We start from the raw sequence: 15,592 nt of genomic DNA, 5'->3' as shown, positions 1-15,592 counted from the left end.
TCAACGCATGGTGACTTAATGGGTGGCGTCGTGACGCTTGTCAACAGGCGTTGACAAAGCCATATGGAGGCTACGGTTATTCATTCTGGAGTGTCGCCCCCTTGTTATGTCCCGGCCCCCGCCCGAGGAACGCCGCCGCCACCCGCACGGCCATCCTCGAAGCAGCACGCGACCGTTTCGCGGCCGAGAGCTATGACGATGTGGGCATGCGCGACATCGCCCGCGACGTCGGCGTCGATGCGGCCCTGATCAGCCGCTATTTCGGCTCCAAGGACGATCTGTTCCTGGCGGCCCTGGACAGCTGCAGCGACGGCAGCACCCTGATGTCGGGCGACAAGTCCGAGTTCGGCCGGCGCGTCGCCCACGAGATCGTCTTCGAGCCCAAGAAGGCTGAAAAGCTGAAGGGCATGGCGATCATGCTGCGCTCCATCGGCTCGAACAAGGCCGCTGAAATGGTTCAGAACACCTGCACGGCCCGCTTCTTCGGCCCGCTTGAGGAATGGATCAGCGGTCCGGACGCCCGGGTCCGCGCCCGCCTCTTGGCCGGTTTCATCATGGGGATGTCGGTCAGCCGCGAACTGGGCGGCGGCAGTTTCAACATCGACCAGGCCGACTGCGAAAAGATGCGCGACCGCCTGGCCCCGATCCTTCAGGGCCTGATCGACGGCTGACCGTCCGCGCGGAATTGAAAAGGGCGCGGAGATGGCTCTCCGCGCCCTTTGTCGTGTCTGAAGACCGGCCTCAGTGCGAGACGGTGGTCGTCACCTCGGTCTTGGCCTTGGTGCGGATGCAGGCCACGGCGAAGATCGTCAGGCCGACATAGCCCAGCATCGGCACGACGAAGGCCGGCTGAAGCGCGCCGGCGGCGTCGGCGATGCGCGCCGCCACCTGGGGCAGCAGGGCGCCGCCGATGATGCCGAAGACCAACAGGCCCGAGGTGGCCGAGGTGGGGGCGGTGGACCGCTCCAGGGTCAGGGTGAAGATGGTCGGGAACATGATCGAGTTGAACAGGCCGATCGACAGGGCCGCATAGGCCGCCGTCGGTCCGCCGATCCGGCTGACGACGAAGCAGAGGACCGCCGCCGTCACGGTGCAGACCGCCAGGACGATTCCCGGCCGGACCTGGGTCAGGACGGCCGAGCCGATGAAGCGGCCGACCATGGCGCCGCCCCAGTAGAGGGCGACCATCTTGCCGGCGGTTTCGATCGGCGCGTTCAGGGTCTCGGGGCTTTCGAGGAAGTTGGTCAGCATGCCGCCGATGGCCACTTCGGAACCGACGTAGAGGAAGATGGCCAGGGCGCCGAAGATGGCCCAAGGCGAGGTCAAGGCCTTCAGCGGCGAGACCGCCTCGGTGGCGGCAGGCGCCGCCGCATTGATCTTCTTGCGCGCCGTGAAGATGAAGAAGGCCACGACGGCGAAGAAGGCGCCCATGCCCAGGAAGGCCATGTCGATGCTGCGCAGCGACTGGGTCCGGGTCGCGGCCGTGACCACGGCGCCGGCGGCGAAGACGCCGCCCGTCAACAGGACGTGCGACCCCAGCCACGGACCGACCGTAGTGCCCAGGGAGTTGAAGGCCTGGGACAGATTCAGACGGCTGGAAGCGCCCTTGGGCGCGCCCAGTTCGGCCACCAGCGGATTGGCCGCGACCTGAAGCAGGGTGACGCCCGAGGCGATGACGAACAGGGCGATCAGCACGCCCGGATACCAGTCGGCGGCCGTGGCGGCCGGCACGATCAGACAGCCCGCCACCATGACGACCAGGGCGCCGATGATCGAACGGCTGTAGCCCAGCCGGCCCAGCACCGCCGCCGCCGGCAGGGACATCAGTCCATAGGCGATGAACCAGGCGAAGGTCGTCAGAAAGGCCTCGGCATTGTTCAGATCGAACACCCGCTTCACCGCCGCGATCAGCGGATCGATCAGCGAGGTGGCGAAGCCCCAGGCGAAGAAGAGCGTGGTGACATAGGCGAAGGCCAGGCCTGTGCCCTGACGTCTTGCGGCCTCTGGTGCGGACATGAATATTCCCCCTTACGGATGATACGAAGACGCCGCGCTGTGCCCGCGCGGTTCTGATTGCCTTGGTTCGGCCATAGCGGACGCGCCGTCCAGCGGAAAAAAGGCGCCTGTAACCAAACTTTGGCGCCGCTGTCAGCGACGACAGCCCCAGATTGTGTCAAACCATCCCCATGCCGACACCAACAATCACCGCCGACGTATGCGCCCGAATGGTGGAAGCCGCCACTCGCCCTTGTCAGCCCCTGCCTGCCCCGCCGCCTGAAGCCGCAAATCCGAACTGGGACGCGGTGGCGGTGTCCCTTACCTCGCAAGCCAATGCGATCTCCATCGGCGCCGCCGCACTCGCCGTCGGAGCCTTGCTCGGAGGCATTGCTTGGGGCCGTATTATTGGGCGGCAAGCGGAGCGCGAAGCCCGACAAGTGGCGGAACAAGAAGTTGAAAAATGGATCAAGGACGAAGGTATTCCAATGCTTCGTCGCGAGGTCGCCGAGTTCCAGCAGACATTTCCGCGTGAAAGACCTATATCTGAAGCGGACGTAGAAGCGATGGTCGCTGCTGTCGGCGAGAACGGGAAGGAGGGCTTCGATGGAAAAGAGTGAGATGGCCGTCGTGGCCCGCCACATGAAAAACGCCCCCGTCGATCTTGAAGCCATCTTCAAAGAACTCGGCATCGAGTATCAAGAGCTGTGGTTGGAGGACGCTTCGGGATCGATCACGCGCAACGGCGACAGCTTCACGATCGCCGTGAACGCGCTCGAGTCCGAAAATCGCAGGCGCTTCACAGCGGCTCACGAACTCGCCCACTATCTGATGCATCGCGACCTCTTGGGAGACGGCAAGAGGATGCATCGGCACATCGATAATCTCTACGGCGGTGAGCAGCCCGAGGATCTTGTCTTCAAACGGGCTCATGAAATCGAAGCCAACCGGATCGCGGCGCAAATCGTGATGCCGAAGAAGCTGATCGAAAAAGAGCACGCGCAAACGACCGACGTCACCGAGCTGGCCGCCAAGTTCGGCGTATCCAAGGCCGCCATGGAAATCCGGCTCAAAACCCTGGGGTTAGCCGGCTAGCCTCCGCTGAGGCGTCAAGCCCTCATCAGACCTTTCCAGCTGAAGGCGTTGTCGCCTCCCCAAAGAAGAAGGCCGCCTCGTTTCCGAGGCGGCCCGAGTTTGCTCAGGGGAGAAATCAGAAGCGGTAGTTCATGCCCACCGCGAAGGTCCGGCCGTAGCTCTGATAGTCGATGGTCCGGCGCTCATCGCCGTTTTCGAAGGTCTTGAACGGCTCGTCGGTCAGGTTGTTGACCTGGGCCAGGATCGACAGGCCTTCCAGCGGACCGGACTGGAACTCATAGCCGATCTGGGCGTCGACCACGGTTTCCGCCGCGACCGACCGCAGGGTGCGGCCGTTGCCGAAGCCGGCGACCTCGCCCAGGAAGTCCGACCGGTAGCGACCCGAGACCCGCGCCTGGAAGCCGTAACGCTCATAATAGAGGGTGCCGTTGACCACCGTCTCCGACAGGCCCGGCAGGGTGGTCGGTGCCTGGGTCGGGTCGGGCTGGACCTCGCTGTCGGTCGCCGAGGCGCTGAAGACGCCCCCGAAGCCCTCGAGCGCGGGGTGGAACAGGTCGAACGGAGCCGACACCGAGAACTCCAGACCCTTGATCCAGCCGCCGTCGCCGTTGTCCGGCGCACCGACCAGACCTTGGCGCAGAGCCGGTTCGGGGTTGGTCGGCGAGATCACGCCGATCGGATAGCCGCTGAAGTCGAAGATCTGGTTGCGGTTATAGACGTAGGTTTCAAGGTGTTTGTAGAAGCCGGCCAGCGAGACATAGCCTCGGCGGTTGGCGAAATATTTCTCGAACGACAGGTCCGCGACGTCGGCGATATAGGGCCGCAGTTCCGGATTGCCGCCGCCGCCGCCCCACGGCGAACGGTTGATGTCCGTCGATTGGGCCAGGCTGGTGTTGTAGCTGTAGTTCCGCGAGGCGCGCATGTCGTCCATCCGCGGACGCGCCAGGGTGCGCGAGATCGCAAAGCGGGCGAACAGGTCGTCGCCGACCTCCAGGATGAAGTTGGAGCTTGGCAAGATCTCCAGATATTCCGCACCGCCGTTGACGGCGACCGTTTCAGCCACGCCGGGGCCGACCTGCCGCGCCGAGAAGCCGCTGGAGCTCTGATCCGTATAGACGAACTGCATGCCGACATTGCCGGTCAGGGGCATGCCGAACAGTTCGTGGTCGATGTTGGCGCGGATGTAGGCGGTAGAGACCTTTTCAGTCACTTCCCAGTTGCCGGCGGCGACGTCGGCGTTGGGGTTGCGAACCCGATCCAGCAGGCCGCTGTTGACCACGCCCAGGGCGTCATAGCTCAGCACCTGCGAGATGCCGAGATAGCCCAGGTCGGTCGGGGCCAGCAGATATTCCGACGGCACGAACAGATCGCCGCCGCCGGGGACGCCGATATAGTACTGGTCGTTGACGAAGCTCTTGTTGCGCTCGGTATAGTTCAGGCCGAAGTCGATGGAGCTGAACGGGCTCTGGTGCAGAGTCCGCTTGGCGGTGATGCGGGCCGCCTTCAGCTCGTCCTCGATCGAGGGCGTGTTCATATAGCCGACCTGTCCGCCCGGAATGACGTCCGAGCCCCAGCCCTGGGCCGAGGTGATGCGGATCAGGCTGGCGTCGGCGTAGTCGAGCCGGCTGTTGAACCGGGTCACCCCGTCGTCGGTCAGTTCGAAGCCCAGGGTGTCCAGGGCGCCGTTGATGTTGCGGCCCGTCCCGGCGTTGGTCTCCAGGATGATGTCGTCACGCTCGACCTTCGAATAGCTGAGGTCCAGACCCAGGGTCCAATCGTCATTGGCGACGAATTCGGTGTTCCAGCCCAGGGCGGTGATGTTGCTGTCGCGCTTGTTCAGGTCGTTGCGGACCACGCCCTTGATGTTGTCCCAGGTGCCGGCGACGATCAGGCCGTCTTCCACGGTGTAGCCGGGGCGCAGCGACGGCGCCGGACGGCAGACGGGCGAGGCGACGTTGACGGTGCAGTCGCCCGAAGAGCCGCCCCAGGCCAGCGGGAATTCGATGCCGCGCAGGACCTGGGTGTTCTTGAACTCGGAGTAGAAGGCGTCGATGGTCGAGTGGATGCGGTCGTTCGGGCGCCATTCCAAGACGCCCATATAGCCGTCGCGCTCCAGCTCCGAGGACATGACGTAGGGCTTGACGCCGCCGGTCAGCAGATTGCCGTCGCTATAGGTCGGATAGCCCCAGGCGTTGAACCGCTCGGACTGATAGGGCGAGCTCATATGGGCGTAGCCCAGGGCGACGCCCAGGGTGCCGTCCATGAACTGGTCGATGTAGGAGACGGTGTAGCGGTCGCCGCTGTCGGTCGTGCCCGAGTTCAGGGCGCCGATGTCGTTCCACTCATGCCGATAGTTGAGGGCGATCGCCTGACGGCCGTAGGCCAGGGGCCGCACGGTGCGCAGATCGACCGAGCCCGCCAGACCCTGACCCAGCAGGGCCGCATCCGGGGTCTTGTAGACGACGACGCTGCCCAGCAGTTCCGACGGGAACTGGTCGAACTCGACGCCGCGGTTGTCGCCGGTGGTGACCAGTTCGCGGCCGTTCAGCAGGGCGGTGGTGAAGTCCGGGCCCAGGCCGCGGATGGAGATCTGCTGGCTGCGGCCGTCAAGGCGCTGCATCGTCACGCCGGGCAGACGCGCCAGGGATTCGGCGATCGAGACGTCCGGCAGCTTGCCGATGTCCTCGGCCGAAATGACTTCGACGATCGAGGTGTTGTTGGCCTTGGCCGAGATCGAGGCCTCGATCGAGCGGCGGATGCCGGTGACGACGATTTCGCCGACTTCGGTCGGCGCTTGGTCAGCCTGAGCGGCGGTGGTCGCGGTTTGAGCCTGCGCCGCCCCGACGGCGACGAAGGCGGCGGCGCCGACAGCAGCGCCCGACAGCAGGCGCACGCGCCGGTTAAGACGTTGAGACATGGTCATCCTCCCTGGGGCCGCCGCGATTCTGAATGTCGCAGCCGAAGCCTTCGCAAAAATATGCAAATCTTCGACAAGGTTGCAAGCCGTTAATGTGGACGACGCATTTTCGTCGCACACGCCGAGGCCGCGAAAGCCCCATATACGCGGATTTACGGATCGATACGGCCAAGCTGTCGCTGCATCGCAGCATTCTAATCCGCGTTGACAGGCAGGGCTTGGGCTGCAAAATCTTGCAAATCGATCTGGAAGGCTTTGCACTTTCCAGACAGGAGGACCGACAGGATGAGCCTTGCCCCCCGCAAGACGAACCGCGCCCGCGCCTTGGCCGCAGCGACGGCTCTGATGGCGAGCCTTTCGGCCCTGCCCTTTCAGGCCCGCGCCGAGACCCCGGCCGCGTCGCCCGCAGCCGACACCCTGACGGCGCTGCGTCAGCGTCCGCCGCAGGACGAGGTCATTTACTTCCTGCTGCCCGACCGGTTCGCCAACGGCGATCCCGCGAACGACCACGGCGGCTACGCCCCCGAGCGGCTGAAAAGCGGCTTCGATCCGTCGGACACCGACTTCTACCACGGCGGCGATCTCGCCGGGGTGACGCAGCGGCTGGACTATATTCAGGGCCTGGGCGCCACCGCCGTCTGGCTGGCACCCGTGTTCAAGAACAAGCCGGTGCAGACGCACAACGGCTACACCGGCGCGGCGCACCACGGCTACTGGATCACCGACTTCACGGCCGTCGATCCCCATTTCGGCGACGAGACGGCGATGCGGGCCCTGGTCGATGCGGCCCATGCGCGGGGCATGAAGGTCTATCTGGACATCGTCGCCAACCACACGGCCGACGTCATCCGCTACCGCGAATGCCCGGACCGGCCGTGCGAATACCGCAGCCGTGCCGACTATCCCTACACCCGCCGCGGCGGGGTGGACGGGGCGGCGATCAACGCGGGCTTCGACGGACGGGACTTCTCGCGCCTGACCCGGCCCGACTACGCCTACACCCCCTATGTCCCGGCGGGCGAAGAGAACGCCAAGGTCCCGGCCTGGCTGAACGACCCCATCCGCTATCATAACCGTGGCGACAGCACCTTTGCGGGCGAAAGCTCGCTGGACGGGGATTTCGCCGGTCTGGACGACCTGCTGACCGAGGACCCCGTCGTGGTCCAGGGCATGATCGACGTCTTCGGCGGCTGGATCGACAAATACGGGATCGACGGCTTCCGCATCGACACCGCCCGCCACGTGAACCCCGAGTTCTGGCAGGCCTTCATCCCCGCCATGCTGGAGCGGGCGCGGGCCAGGGGCATTCCGAACTTCCACATCTTCGGCGAGGTCTATGACCCCGACCCGGCGGTGACGGCGCGGTTCACGCGGGTGGACGCCTATCCGGCCGTGCTCGACTTCCCCTTCCAGAAGACGGCGGTGGAGGTCGCATCCGGCAAGACGGGGACCGACGCCCTGGCCCGACTGTTCGCCGCCGACGCGATCTACGCCAAGGGCGCCGAGACCGCCGCCGTCTTGCCGACCTTCCTGGGCAATCACGACATGGGTCGGGTCGGCTTCTTCGTGAAACAGGCCAATCCCGACGCCGACGAAGCCGAAATCCTGGCGCGGGTAAAGCTGGCCCACGCCCTGATGATGTTCAGCCGCGGCGTGCCGACCCTCTATTACGGCGACGAACAGGGCTTCGCCGGCGCCGGCGGCTATGGAAACTCGCGCCAGGACATGTGGCCCAGCCGGACTCAGGTCTATGCGGCGGAACAGCCGATCGGCGGACGGCAGACGCCCTATTCCACGACAGCGCCCCTCTATACGGCCATCGCCGAAATGGCCCGGATTCGCGCCGCTGATCCCGCCCTGCGCCGGGGCCGACAGGTCGTCCGCGCGGCGGGCGATGCGCCCGGACTGTTCGCCCTGTCCCGCCTGGATGAGGCCGGCGGGGAGACCCTGGTCCTGTTCAACAGCTCGACCGCCGAGGCGACGGCCCAGGTCGAGGTGGAGCCCGGTTCGCTGCGGTGGCAAGCTGTGCGCGGCGACTGCGAATCCCAGGCCTCGGCGCCGGCCAGCTACGCCGTCCGCATCCCCCCTCTCGACTATCTGATCTGCAAGAGCACGCCCCAGTGAACGCCCACAGCCTCGATCTCGCGACCGCCGCCCAGCCGGCGACCGCCCACACTGAATGGTGGCGGGGCGCCGTCCTGTACCAGATCTATCCCCGCAGTTTCGCCGATGCGAACAACGACGGGGTCGGCGACCTGAAGGGGATTACCCAGCATCTGGACCACGTCGCCTCGCTGGGGGTGGACGGCATCTGGCTGTCGCCCTTCTTCACCTCGCCGATGAAGGACTTCGGCTATGACGTCGCCGACTATTGCGACGTCGATCCGATCTTCGGGACACTGGCCGATTTCGACGCCCTGGTGGCGCGCGCCCACGACCTGGGTCTGAAGGTGGTGATCGACCAGGTGTTTTCGCACACCTCGGACGAGCACCCTTGGTTCCTGGACAGCCGCGCCTCGCGCACCGGACCGCACGCCGATTGGTACGTCTGGGCCGACGCCAAGCCGGACGGATCGCCGCCGTCGAACTGGCAGTCGGTGTTCGGCGGCCCGGCCTGGACTTGGGACGCGCGGCGCGGCCAGTACTATATGCACAACTTCCTGGCCTCGCAGCCGCAGCTGAACGTGCGCAATCCGGCGGTTCAGGACGCCCTGATCGCGGCGGCGCGCTTCTGGCTGGACCGGGGCGTCGACGGCTTCCGGCTTGACGCCATCAACTTCTCCATCCACGACCTGAAGCTGACCGACAATCCGCCGATCAACGACGGCAAGAAGCGCACCCGCCCCTTCGACTTCCAGGACAAGATCTACAACCAGAGCCAGCCGGAAATCATCGGCTTCCTGAACCGGATCCGCGCCCTGACCGACAGCTATGAGGGGCGGTTCACCGTCGCCGAGGTCGGCGGCGATCATGCCGATCGCGAGATGAAGGAATACACCGCCGGGACCGATCGCCTGCACTCGGCCTATGGCTTCCTGTATCTGTACGCCGACACGCTGAAGAGCGAACTGGTCGCGCGGGGCGAGACCATGTGGCCGGATCAGCAGGGCGAGGGCTGGCCGTCCTGGACCTTCTCCAACCATGACGCGCCGCGCGCCGTGTCACGCTGGGCGCAGGGGCGGGACCGCAAGGCCTTCGCCGAAATGGCCCTGATGCTGCTGGTCTGCCTGCGCGGCAATGTCTTCGTCTATCAGGGCGAGGAGCTGGGCCTGCCCCAGGCCGAGGTGCCGTTCGAGCGGCTGGTCGATCCCGAGGCCATCGCCAACTGGCCCGAGACCCTGGGCCGCGACGGCGCCCGCACGCCCATGCCCTGGCATGCGGATCAGGCCAACGCCGGCTTCTCCACCGTCGAGCCCTGGCTGCCGGTCGACGCCCGCCATCTGCCGCTGGCGGTGGATGCCCAGGAAGCCGATCCGGGCTCCACCTTGCACGTCGCCCGCCGCATGATCCGGCTGCGTCATCAGCACCCGGCCCTGCGCTTCGGCGCCATGGCGCCGATCCAGACCTCGGACCTTCTGGTTTTCGAACGCCAGGAGCGCGGCGGCGGCGGAGAGCGGCTGCTGTGCGTCTTCAACCTGGGTCACGAGCGGATCGACTGGAGCCCGCCCGAAAACGCGACGCGGATCGAGGCGATCAACTGGACCGAGGCCGACGGCGCCGCCCTGCCTCCGCTCGCCGGCCTGGTCTTCAGACTGGCATGATCCGTTCAGCCGCCACAGGTCTCGCGCACGATCAGGTCGGTGGGCACCCGTTCCGACCGACCGGCCGTCGCGCCCCCGTGGTCCAAAAGCTTGGACACCATCAGCCTTCCGGCCTTCATCGTATCCTGGGCGATGGTGGACAGGGCCGGGCGCGAATAGCGGCTGAAGGGCACATTGTCGAAACCGATGACGGAGACATCGCCGGGCACGGTCAGGCCGGCATGCTGCAGGGCCCGCACGGCGCCCAGGGCGATCTGGTCGGAGGCGGCCACCACCCCGTCGAACCTGACGCCTCGGCGCACCAGGGCGTCCACGGCGGCCTCGGCGGACTCGACCTCGAAATGGGCGGGGACGATCAGGTCGGCGTCGACCGACAGGCCCGCCGTCTCCAGCGCCTCCAGATAACCCCGGTGCCTCTGCATGGCCTCAGGCGGATCCAGATCGCCCAGGAAGACGATGCGCGTGCGGCCCAGCCGCGCCAGGTGCGAGGTCGCGCGCCGACCGCCCGAGAAGTTGTCCGATCCGATCGAGCAATAGTCCTGCTCCGGCAGGTCGGCGCCCCAGACCACGAAGCGATGGTCGCCCGCCGCCAGTCGGTTGAAGGCGCCGTGCAGGCTGGACTGGCCCAGGAAGATCACGCCGTCCGCACGACTGGTGTTCATCGCCGCCGCCAGCTCGTCATAGGTGGCGGGCGAGATATGGCTCATCAGCAGGTCGCAGCCGCGTTCGCGCGCCGCCTCGCCCACCCCGGCCAGCAGCTCCAGGAAGAAGGGGTCGGAGATCCGACCTTCCCGCCCCTGGGGCCGCGGCGTCACCAGGGCGATCGTGCCCTGGGCCCCGATCGGACCGGCGGGCATGTAGCGGCGGAAGGGGTAGTCGTGCTCCTTCGCCAGCTTCCAGATCAGCTGCTTGGTGCGGTCGTTGACGGCGGGGCTGTCGTTCAGCGCTCGGGAGGTGGTGGCGACGGAGACGCCGGCCAGGCGGGCGATGTCTTCAAGGCGGGTGGTCTTGCGGCTCAAGGTCGCGGGTCCTCAGCACAGGCTTTCGGGCCTGCAAATTTTTCTGCAAACATTTCAGCCACCGTTCGCGGCGGTTGGCAAGAGGCGGCGTAACGGAGTTCCCATGATGCAGCGCAGATCCTTCTTGGCCCTCGGCGGCGCCTCTATCCTGGCCTTTGGCGCGACGGGCGTTCGCGCCCAGACCGCGCCGACCCACGCCCGCGCCAGCTCGCCGAGCGGCGTCCTGACGGTCGAGGCCTTTACCGATAACGACGGGCGGCCGATGTATGCGGTGCTGCGTCAGGGGCGGATGGTCGTGGCCTCCTCCAAGCTCGGCTTCCTGCTGACCGACGCCCCCGCCCTCGAGCGCGGCCTGGCGATCACGGCCGGTCAGCCCGTGACCTTCGACGAGACCTGGGAGCAGCCCTGGGGCGAGCGCCGCTTCATCCGCAACCACTATAACGAATGGCGGGTCTCATATGCCGAGACCGGCGGCCTGCAACGGCGCGTCGATGTCGTCTTCCGCCTGTATGACGACGGCCTGGGCTTCCGCTATGAATTCCCGGACCAGCCCGCCCTGAAGACGGTCCGCATCGGTTCGGAGATCACCGAGTTCAACCTGGCCGAGGACGGCGAGGCCCTGTGGTGCCCGGCCTGGGAATGGAACCGCGAGGAATATCTCTACAGCCGCACCCCGATCAGCGCGGTCGGCAGCGCCCAGACGCCGATGACGGTCAAGGGCCGGTCGGGCCTGCACGTCTCGATCCACGAGGCCGCCTGCATCGACTACGCCGGGATGAATCTGCGCCGGTCTGAGGAAACCAGGTTCCGGGCCCAGCTGACGCCCGGCCTGACCAACGCCGCCGTGGTGCGACAGGCGCCGTTCAACACCCCCTGGCGGACCCTGCAGGTCAGCGACAGCGCCGCCGGTCTGATCGAATCCAGCCTGATCCTGAACCTGAACGAACCCAACAGGCTGGGCGACGTCAGCTGGTTCAAGCCGATGAAGTACGTCGGCGTCTGGTGGGAGATGCACCTGGAGCTGAAGAGCTGGAACTCCGGCCCCAAACACGGCGCAACCACCGAGAACGCCATCAAACACATAGACTTCGCGGCCAAACACGGCCTGGGCGGGGTGCTGGTCGAGGGCTGGAACAAGGGCTGGGACGGCCAGTGGTTCGCCAACGGCTCGGACTTCAGCTTCACCGAGGCCTATCCCGACTTCGACATCGAGGCGGTCTGCGCCCACGCCCGGTCCAAGGGCGTCCAGCTGATCGGCCACCACGAGACCGGCGGCAACGCCTTCCACTATGAGCAGCAGCTCGAACCGGCCATGGCGCTTTACGAGCGGCTGGGGGTCCATTCGGTCAAGACCGGCTATGTTGCCGATGCGGGCGGCGCTCGGGTCGCCGGGCCGGACGGCCGGATGGTGATGGCCTGGCACGAGAGCCAGGCGATGGCCCAGCACCACATGAAGGTCGTCGAGGCGGGCGCGCGCCACAAGGTTGCGATCAACGCCCACGAGCCGTTCAAGGACACGGGCCTGCGCCGCACCTATCCGAACATCATCAGCCGCGAGGGCCAGCGGGGCATGGAGTATTCGGCCTGGGGCAACCCCGGCAATCCGCCCGAACACGAGCCGAACCTGGTCTTCACCCGCCTGCTGGCCGGGCCGATGGACTATACGCCCGGCATCTTCGGCATGGAGACGCGCAGCCCCGGCGGGGTGCAGACGACCTGGGCGAAACAGCTGGCCCTGTACGTCGTCATCTACAGCCCGATCCAGATGGCCGCGGACCTGCTGGTCAATTACGAGGCCAATCCCGGCCCGTTCCAGTTCATCAAGGACGTGCCGGTCGACTGGGCCGAGACCCGCGTCCTGGCGGCCGAGATGGGCGATTACGTCGCCATTGCGCGCAAGGATCGGGCCTCCGACGTCTGGGCGCTGGGGGCCATCACCGACGAGCATCCGCGCGTCCTGACCGCGCCCCTCGACTTCCTGGGCGACGGGCGGCGCTACCGGGCCGAAATCTATCGCGACGGGCCGGACGCCGACTATCGCGGCAAGCGCGAGGACATCGTCATCGAGCAGCGCGAGGTGACGTCGGCGGACGTTCTGACCCTGGCCCTGGCGCCCGGCGGCGGCCAGGCGATCCGGTTCGTCCCGGTCGGGCGGGGGCGTCGGTGATGGGCGACTTTCAGATCCTCTCCCGCTTGCGGGAGAGGTGGCCCGTCGATCGCGCAGCGATCCAGGGTCGGAGAGGGAAGTCTTCTGACAGAAGGCTGAACTCCCCCCATCGTCACGCGTGTCGCTGCGCGCCACGACGCGACACTTCCCCCGCAAGCGGGGGAAGGTCATGAGCGCCGCCGCCCCCCTCCTCTCCCGCCGCCCGCGCCTGTCCGGCCTGGCGATCTGGAACATGTGCGTCGGCTTCTTCGGCATCCAGATCGGCTTCGGCCTTCAGAACGCCAACACCAGCCGGATCTTCCAGACCCTGGGCGCCGAGGTCGACAGCCTGGCCATCCTCTGGATCGCCGCCCCCCTGACGGGTCTGTTGGTCCAGCCCCTGGTCGGCCATTTCAGCGACAAGACCTGGACGCGGTTCGGGCGTCGCCGCCCCTATTTCCTGGTCGGGGCGATCCTGACCACCCTGGCCCTGATCGCCATGCCCAACAGCCCCGGCCTGTGGTTCGCCGCCGCCATGCTGTGGATCATGGACGCCTCGATCAACATCACCATGGAACCGTTCCGCGCCTTCGTCGGCGACAACCTGCCGGAGGAGCAGCGCACCGCCGGCTATGCGATGCAGAGCTTCTTCATCGGCGCGGGCGCCGTCTTCGCCTCGGTCCTGCCCTGGCTGCTGTCGAACGTCTTCGGCGTCGTCTCGACCGCCGAGGCGGGCGTCGTGCCCCTGTCGGTCAAGATCGCCTTCTATGTCGGGGCCGCCGGCCTGTTCACGGCCGTGCTGTGGACGGTCTTGAGCACCCGCGAATACAGCCCCGAACAGCTCGCCGCCTTCGAGCGGACGCGGCTTCAGGCCCTGGGCGCCGCCCCCGCCGACGACGCGCCCGAGGCGCCGGCCCGCAGCGTGCGCGGCTGGCTGGGGTCCGGCCTGATCTGCGCCGTCCTGGGCGCCCTTGGCCTGGTGCTGATCGCCGCTCTCGATCTGGAGAAGGAGCTGCTGGTTCTCGCCGGCTTCTTCGTCGGCTTCGGCCTGCTGCAGATCGCCGTGGGCATGATGCAGCGCCGCCGCATCGCCAACGCCGTGACCGAGATCCTGAACGACGTCTATCGCATGCCCCAGACCATGCGCGATCTGGCGGTGGTCCAGTTCTTCAGCTGGTTCGCCCTGTTCGCCCTGTGGATCTACACCACCGCCGCCGTGACCAGCGTCCACTACGGCACGACCGACACCACCTCGGCCGCCTACGCCGCCGGGGCCGACTGGGTTGGGGTTCTGTTCGGGGTCTATAACGGGGTGGCGGCCCTGGCGGCCTTCACCCTGCCGGTTCTGGCCAGGCGTATCGGCCGCAGGGCGACCCACGCCCTGATGCTGATGCTCGGCGCCGCCGGTCTGTTCGGCGTCTTCCTGATCCGCGAGCCGGGCCTGCTGTGGCTGCCCATGATCGGGGTCGGCTTCGCCTGGGCCTCGATCGTCTCCATGCCCTACGCCATCCTGTCGGCGGCTGTGCCGGCGCGGAAGATGGGCGTCTATATGGGCGTGTTCAACATCTTCATCGTCGTGCCCCAGCTGCTGGCGGCCACGGTGCTGGGCCTGATTCTGAAGCACTTTTTCAGCGGCCAGGCGATCTGGGCCCTGGTGCTGGGCGCCGCCTCCTTCCTGCTGGCGGCCTTCAGCGCCCTGAGGGTGCGGGAGCAAAGGGCGTGAACCGCCGCGCGCTCCTGGCCTTGGCCGCCGCCCTGCCCTTCGCCGGCGCCGCACGGGCGCAGACGGCGGCCGGCCGTCTGATCCTCCACGAGGCCGTGACCTCGACCCATGTGAAGGCGAGGAACGTCTCCGTCTGGCTGCCGCCCGGCTATGAGACGTCGGATGCGGCCTATCCCGTCCTCTACATGCACGACGGACAGAATCTGTTCGATCCCTCGACGGCCAACTTCGGCGAATGGGGGGTGGACGAGCATCTGACGCGGCTGATCGCCGGCGGCCAGGTGCGGGCGCCCATCGTGGTCGGCGTCTGGAACACGGATCTTCGCCTGCGGGAATATGTCCCGGCCGATCTGATCGCGGCCCTGCCCGAGGACATGCGCGGCGATGTTCAGGCCGTCTATGGCGGCCCGCCCCTGTCGGACGGCTACATCCGCTTCCTGACCGAAGAGCTGAAACCCTTCGTGGACCGGACCTACCGCACCCTGCCCGGCCGCGAGGACACCCTGATCAGCGGCTCCAGCATGGGCGGGCTGATCTCCCTGTATGCGGTGATGAAGCGGCCGGAAGTCTTCTCCGCCGCCGCCTGTCTATCGACCCACTGGCCGCTGCGGGTCACAGGTCTGGACGGCCCAGGCCTGGAGGCCTGGCGCGAACGTCTGGTCGCCGCCTGGACCGGGGTGATCGAGCGCGGCCTGCCGGCGCCCGGCGCGAACCGCTTCTACTTCGACCGGGGCGATGAGACCCTGGATCAGTTCTACGCCGCCTTCCAGACCCAGGTGGACGCCGTCTTCCGCCGTCGCGGCTACGGCCCCGGCGATTTCCAGAGCCTGGTCTTCCCCGGCGCCCAGCACAATGAGGCCTCGTGGAACCAGCGGCTGGACGTTCCCCTGACCTTCCTTCTTTCCCCCGCCCCCACGCGCAACCCGTGAGGACCAC

Annotated in this window: 11 protein-coding genes; 8 read left to right on the top strand and 3 right to left on the bottom strand. The window is 66.9% G+C overall.

The window, feature by feature from the left end:
• Positions 1 to 101: 101 nt before the first annotated feature.
• Positions 102 to 671: a TetR/AcrR family transcriptional regulator gene (locus GGQ93_RS10580; RefSeq protein ID WP_182714328.1), complete on the top strand. Its 570-nt coding sequence runs from the start codon at positions 102 to 104 to the stop codon at positions 669 to 671.
• Between the two features lie 70 nt (positions 672 to 741).
• Here GGQ93_RS10580 and GGQ93_RS10575 read toward each other — a convergent pair whose 3' ends face one another.
• Positions 742 to 2,016, bottom strand: coding sequence for a sugar MFS transporter (locus tag GGQ93_RS10575; RefSeq protein ID WP_183216882.1), 1,275 nt, complete (start codon positions 2,014 to 2,016; stop codon positions 742 to 744).
• Positions 2,017 to 2,225: 209 nt separating this feature from the next.
• Between GGQ93_RS10575 and GGQ93_RS10570 the strand changes: the two genes are divergently transcribed.
• Together GGQ93_RS10570 and GGQ93_RS10565 are read left to right on the top strand one after the other, a co-directional pair.
• Positions 2,226 to 2,615, top strand: a complete 390-nt coding sequence (locus tag GGQ93_RS10570) for a hypothetical protein (RefSeq protein WP_183216880.1) — start codon at positions 2,226 to 2,228, stop codon at positions 2,613 to 2,615.
• Entirely contained in the window at positions 2,602 to 3,090 is a 489-nt protein-coding gene (locus GGQ93_RS10565; RefSeq protein WP_183216878.1) for an ImmA/IrrE family metallo-endopeptidase, read from the top strand. The genes GGQ93_RS10570 and GGQ93_RS10565 overlap by 14 nt, the downstream gene beginning before the upstream one ends.
• A gap of 115 nt (positions 3,091 to 3,205) precedes the next feature.
• Here GGQ93_RS10565 and GGQ93_RS10560 read toward each other — a convergent pair whose 3' ends face one another.
• A complete protein-coding gene (locus tag GGQ93_RS10560) occupies positions 3,206 to 6,007 on the bottom strand; it encodes a TonB-dependent receptor (protein ID WP_221233664.1) in 2,802 nt (933 codons plus the stop codon).
• 285 nt (positions 6,008 to 6,292) lie between these two features.
• Here GGQ93_RS10560 and GGQ93_RS10555 point away from each other — a divergent pair, with 285 nt between their 5' ends.
• Positions 6,293 to 8,131, top strand: a complete 1,839-nt coding sequence (locus tag GGQ93_RS10555; RefSeq protein WP_183216874.1) for an alpha-amylase family glycosyl hydrolase — start codon at positions 6,293 to 6,295, stop codon at positions 8,129 to 8,131.
• Entirely contained in the window at positions 8,128 to 9,768 is a 1,641-nt protein-coding gene (locus tag GGQ93_RS10550) for an alpha-amylase family glycosyl hydrolase (RefSeq protein ID WP_183216872.1), read from the top strand. The genes GGQ93_RS10555 and GGQ93_RS10550 overlap by 4 nt, the downstream gene beginning before the upstream one ends.
• Before the next feature lie 5 nt (positions 9,769 to 9,773).
• Here GGQ93_RS10550 and GGQ93_RS10545 read toward each other — a convergent pair whose 3' ends face one another.
• A complete protein-coding gene (locus GGQ93_RS10545; protein ID WP_183216870.1) occupies positions 9,774 to 10,787 on the bottom strand; it encodes a LacI family DNA-binding transcriptional regulator in 1,014 nt (337 codons plus the stop codon).
• 103 nt (positions 10,788 to 10,890) lie between these two features.
• Between GGQ93_RS10545 and GGQ93_RS10540 the strand changes: the two genes are divergently transcribed.
• The 3 genes from GGQ93_RS10540 to GGQ93_RS10530 all read left to right on the top strand — a co-directional run bounded on the left by GGQ93_RS10540 (position 10,891) and on the right by GGQ93_RS10530 (position 15,585).
• Positions 10,891 to 12,954, top strand: a complete 2,064-nt coding sequence (locus GGQ93_RS10540; protein ID WP_183216868.1) for a glycoside hydrolase family 97 protein — start codon at positions 10,891 to 10,893, stop codon at positions 12,952 to 12,954.
• A 169-nt stretch (positions 12,955 to 13,123) separates the two neighbouring features.
• Positions 13,124 to 14,656 (top strand): MFS transporter, encoded by a 1,533-nt coding sequence (locus tag GGQ93_RS10535; protein ID WP_183216866.1) that lies wholly within the window; start codon positions 13,124 to 13,126, stop codon positions 14,654 to 14,656.
• Entirely contained in the window at positions 14,653 to 15,585 is a 933-nt protein-coding gene (locus tag GGQ93_RS10530; RefSeq protein WP_183216864.1) for an alpha/beta hydrolase, read from the top strand. Before GGQ93_RS10535 ends, GGQ93_RS10530 begins: the two co-directional genes overlap by 4 nt.
• Positions 15,586 to 15,592 lie beyond the last annotated feature (7 nt).

The organism is Brevundimonas aurantiaca (assembly GCF_014199955.1).
GTDB lineage: Bacteria > Pseudomonadota > Alphaproteobacteria > Caulobacterales > Caulobacteraceae > Brevundimonas > Brevundimonas aurantiaca.
Note: the sequence above shows the minus strand (reverse complement) of the source record. Positions and strands in the feature narration are given on the sequence as shown.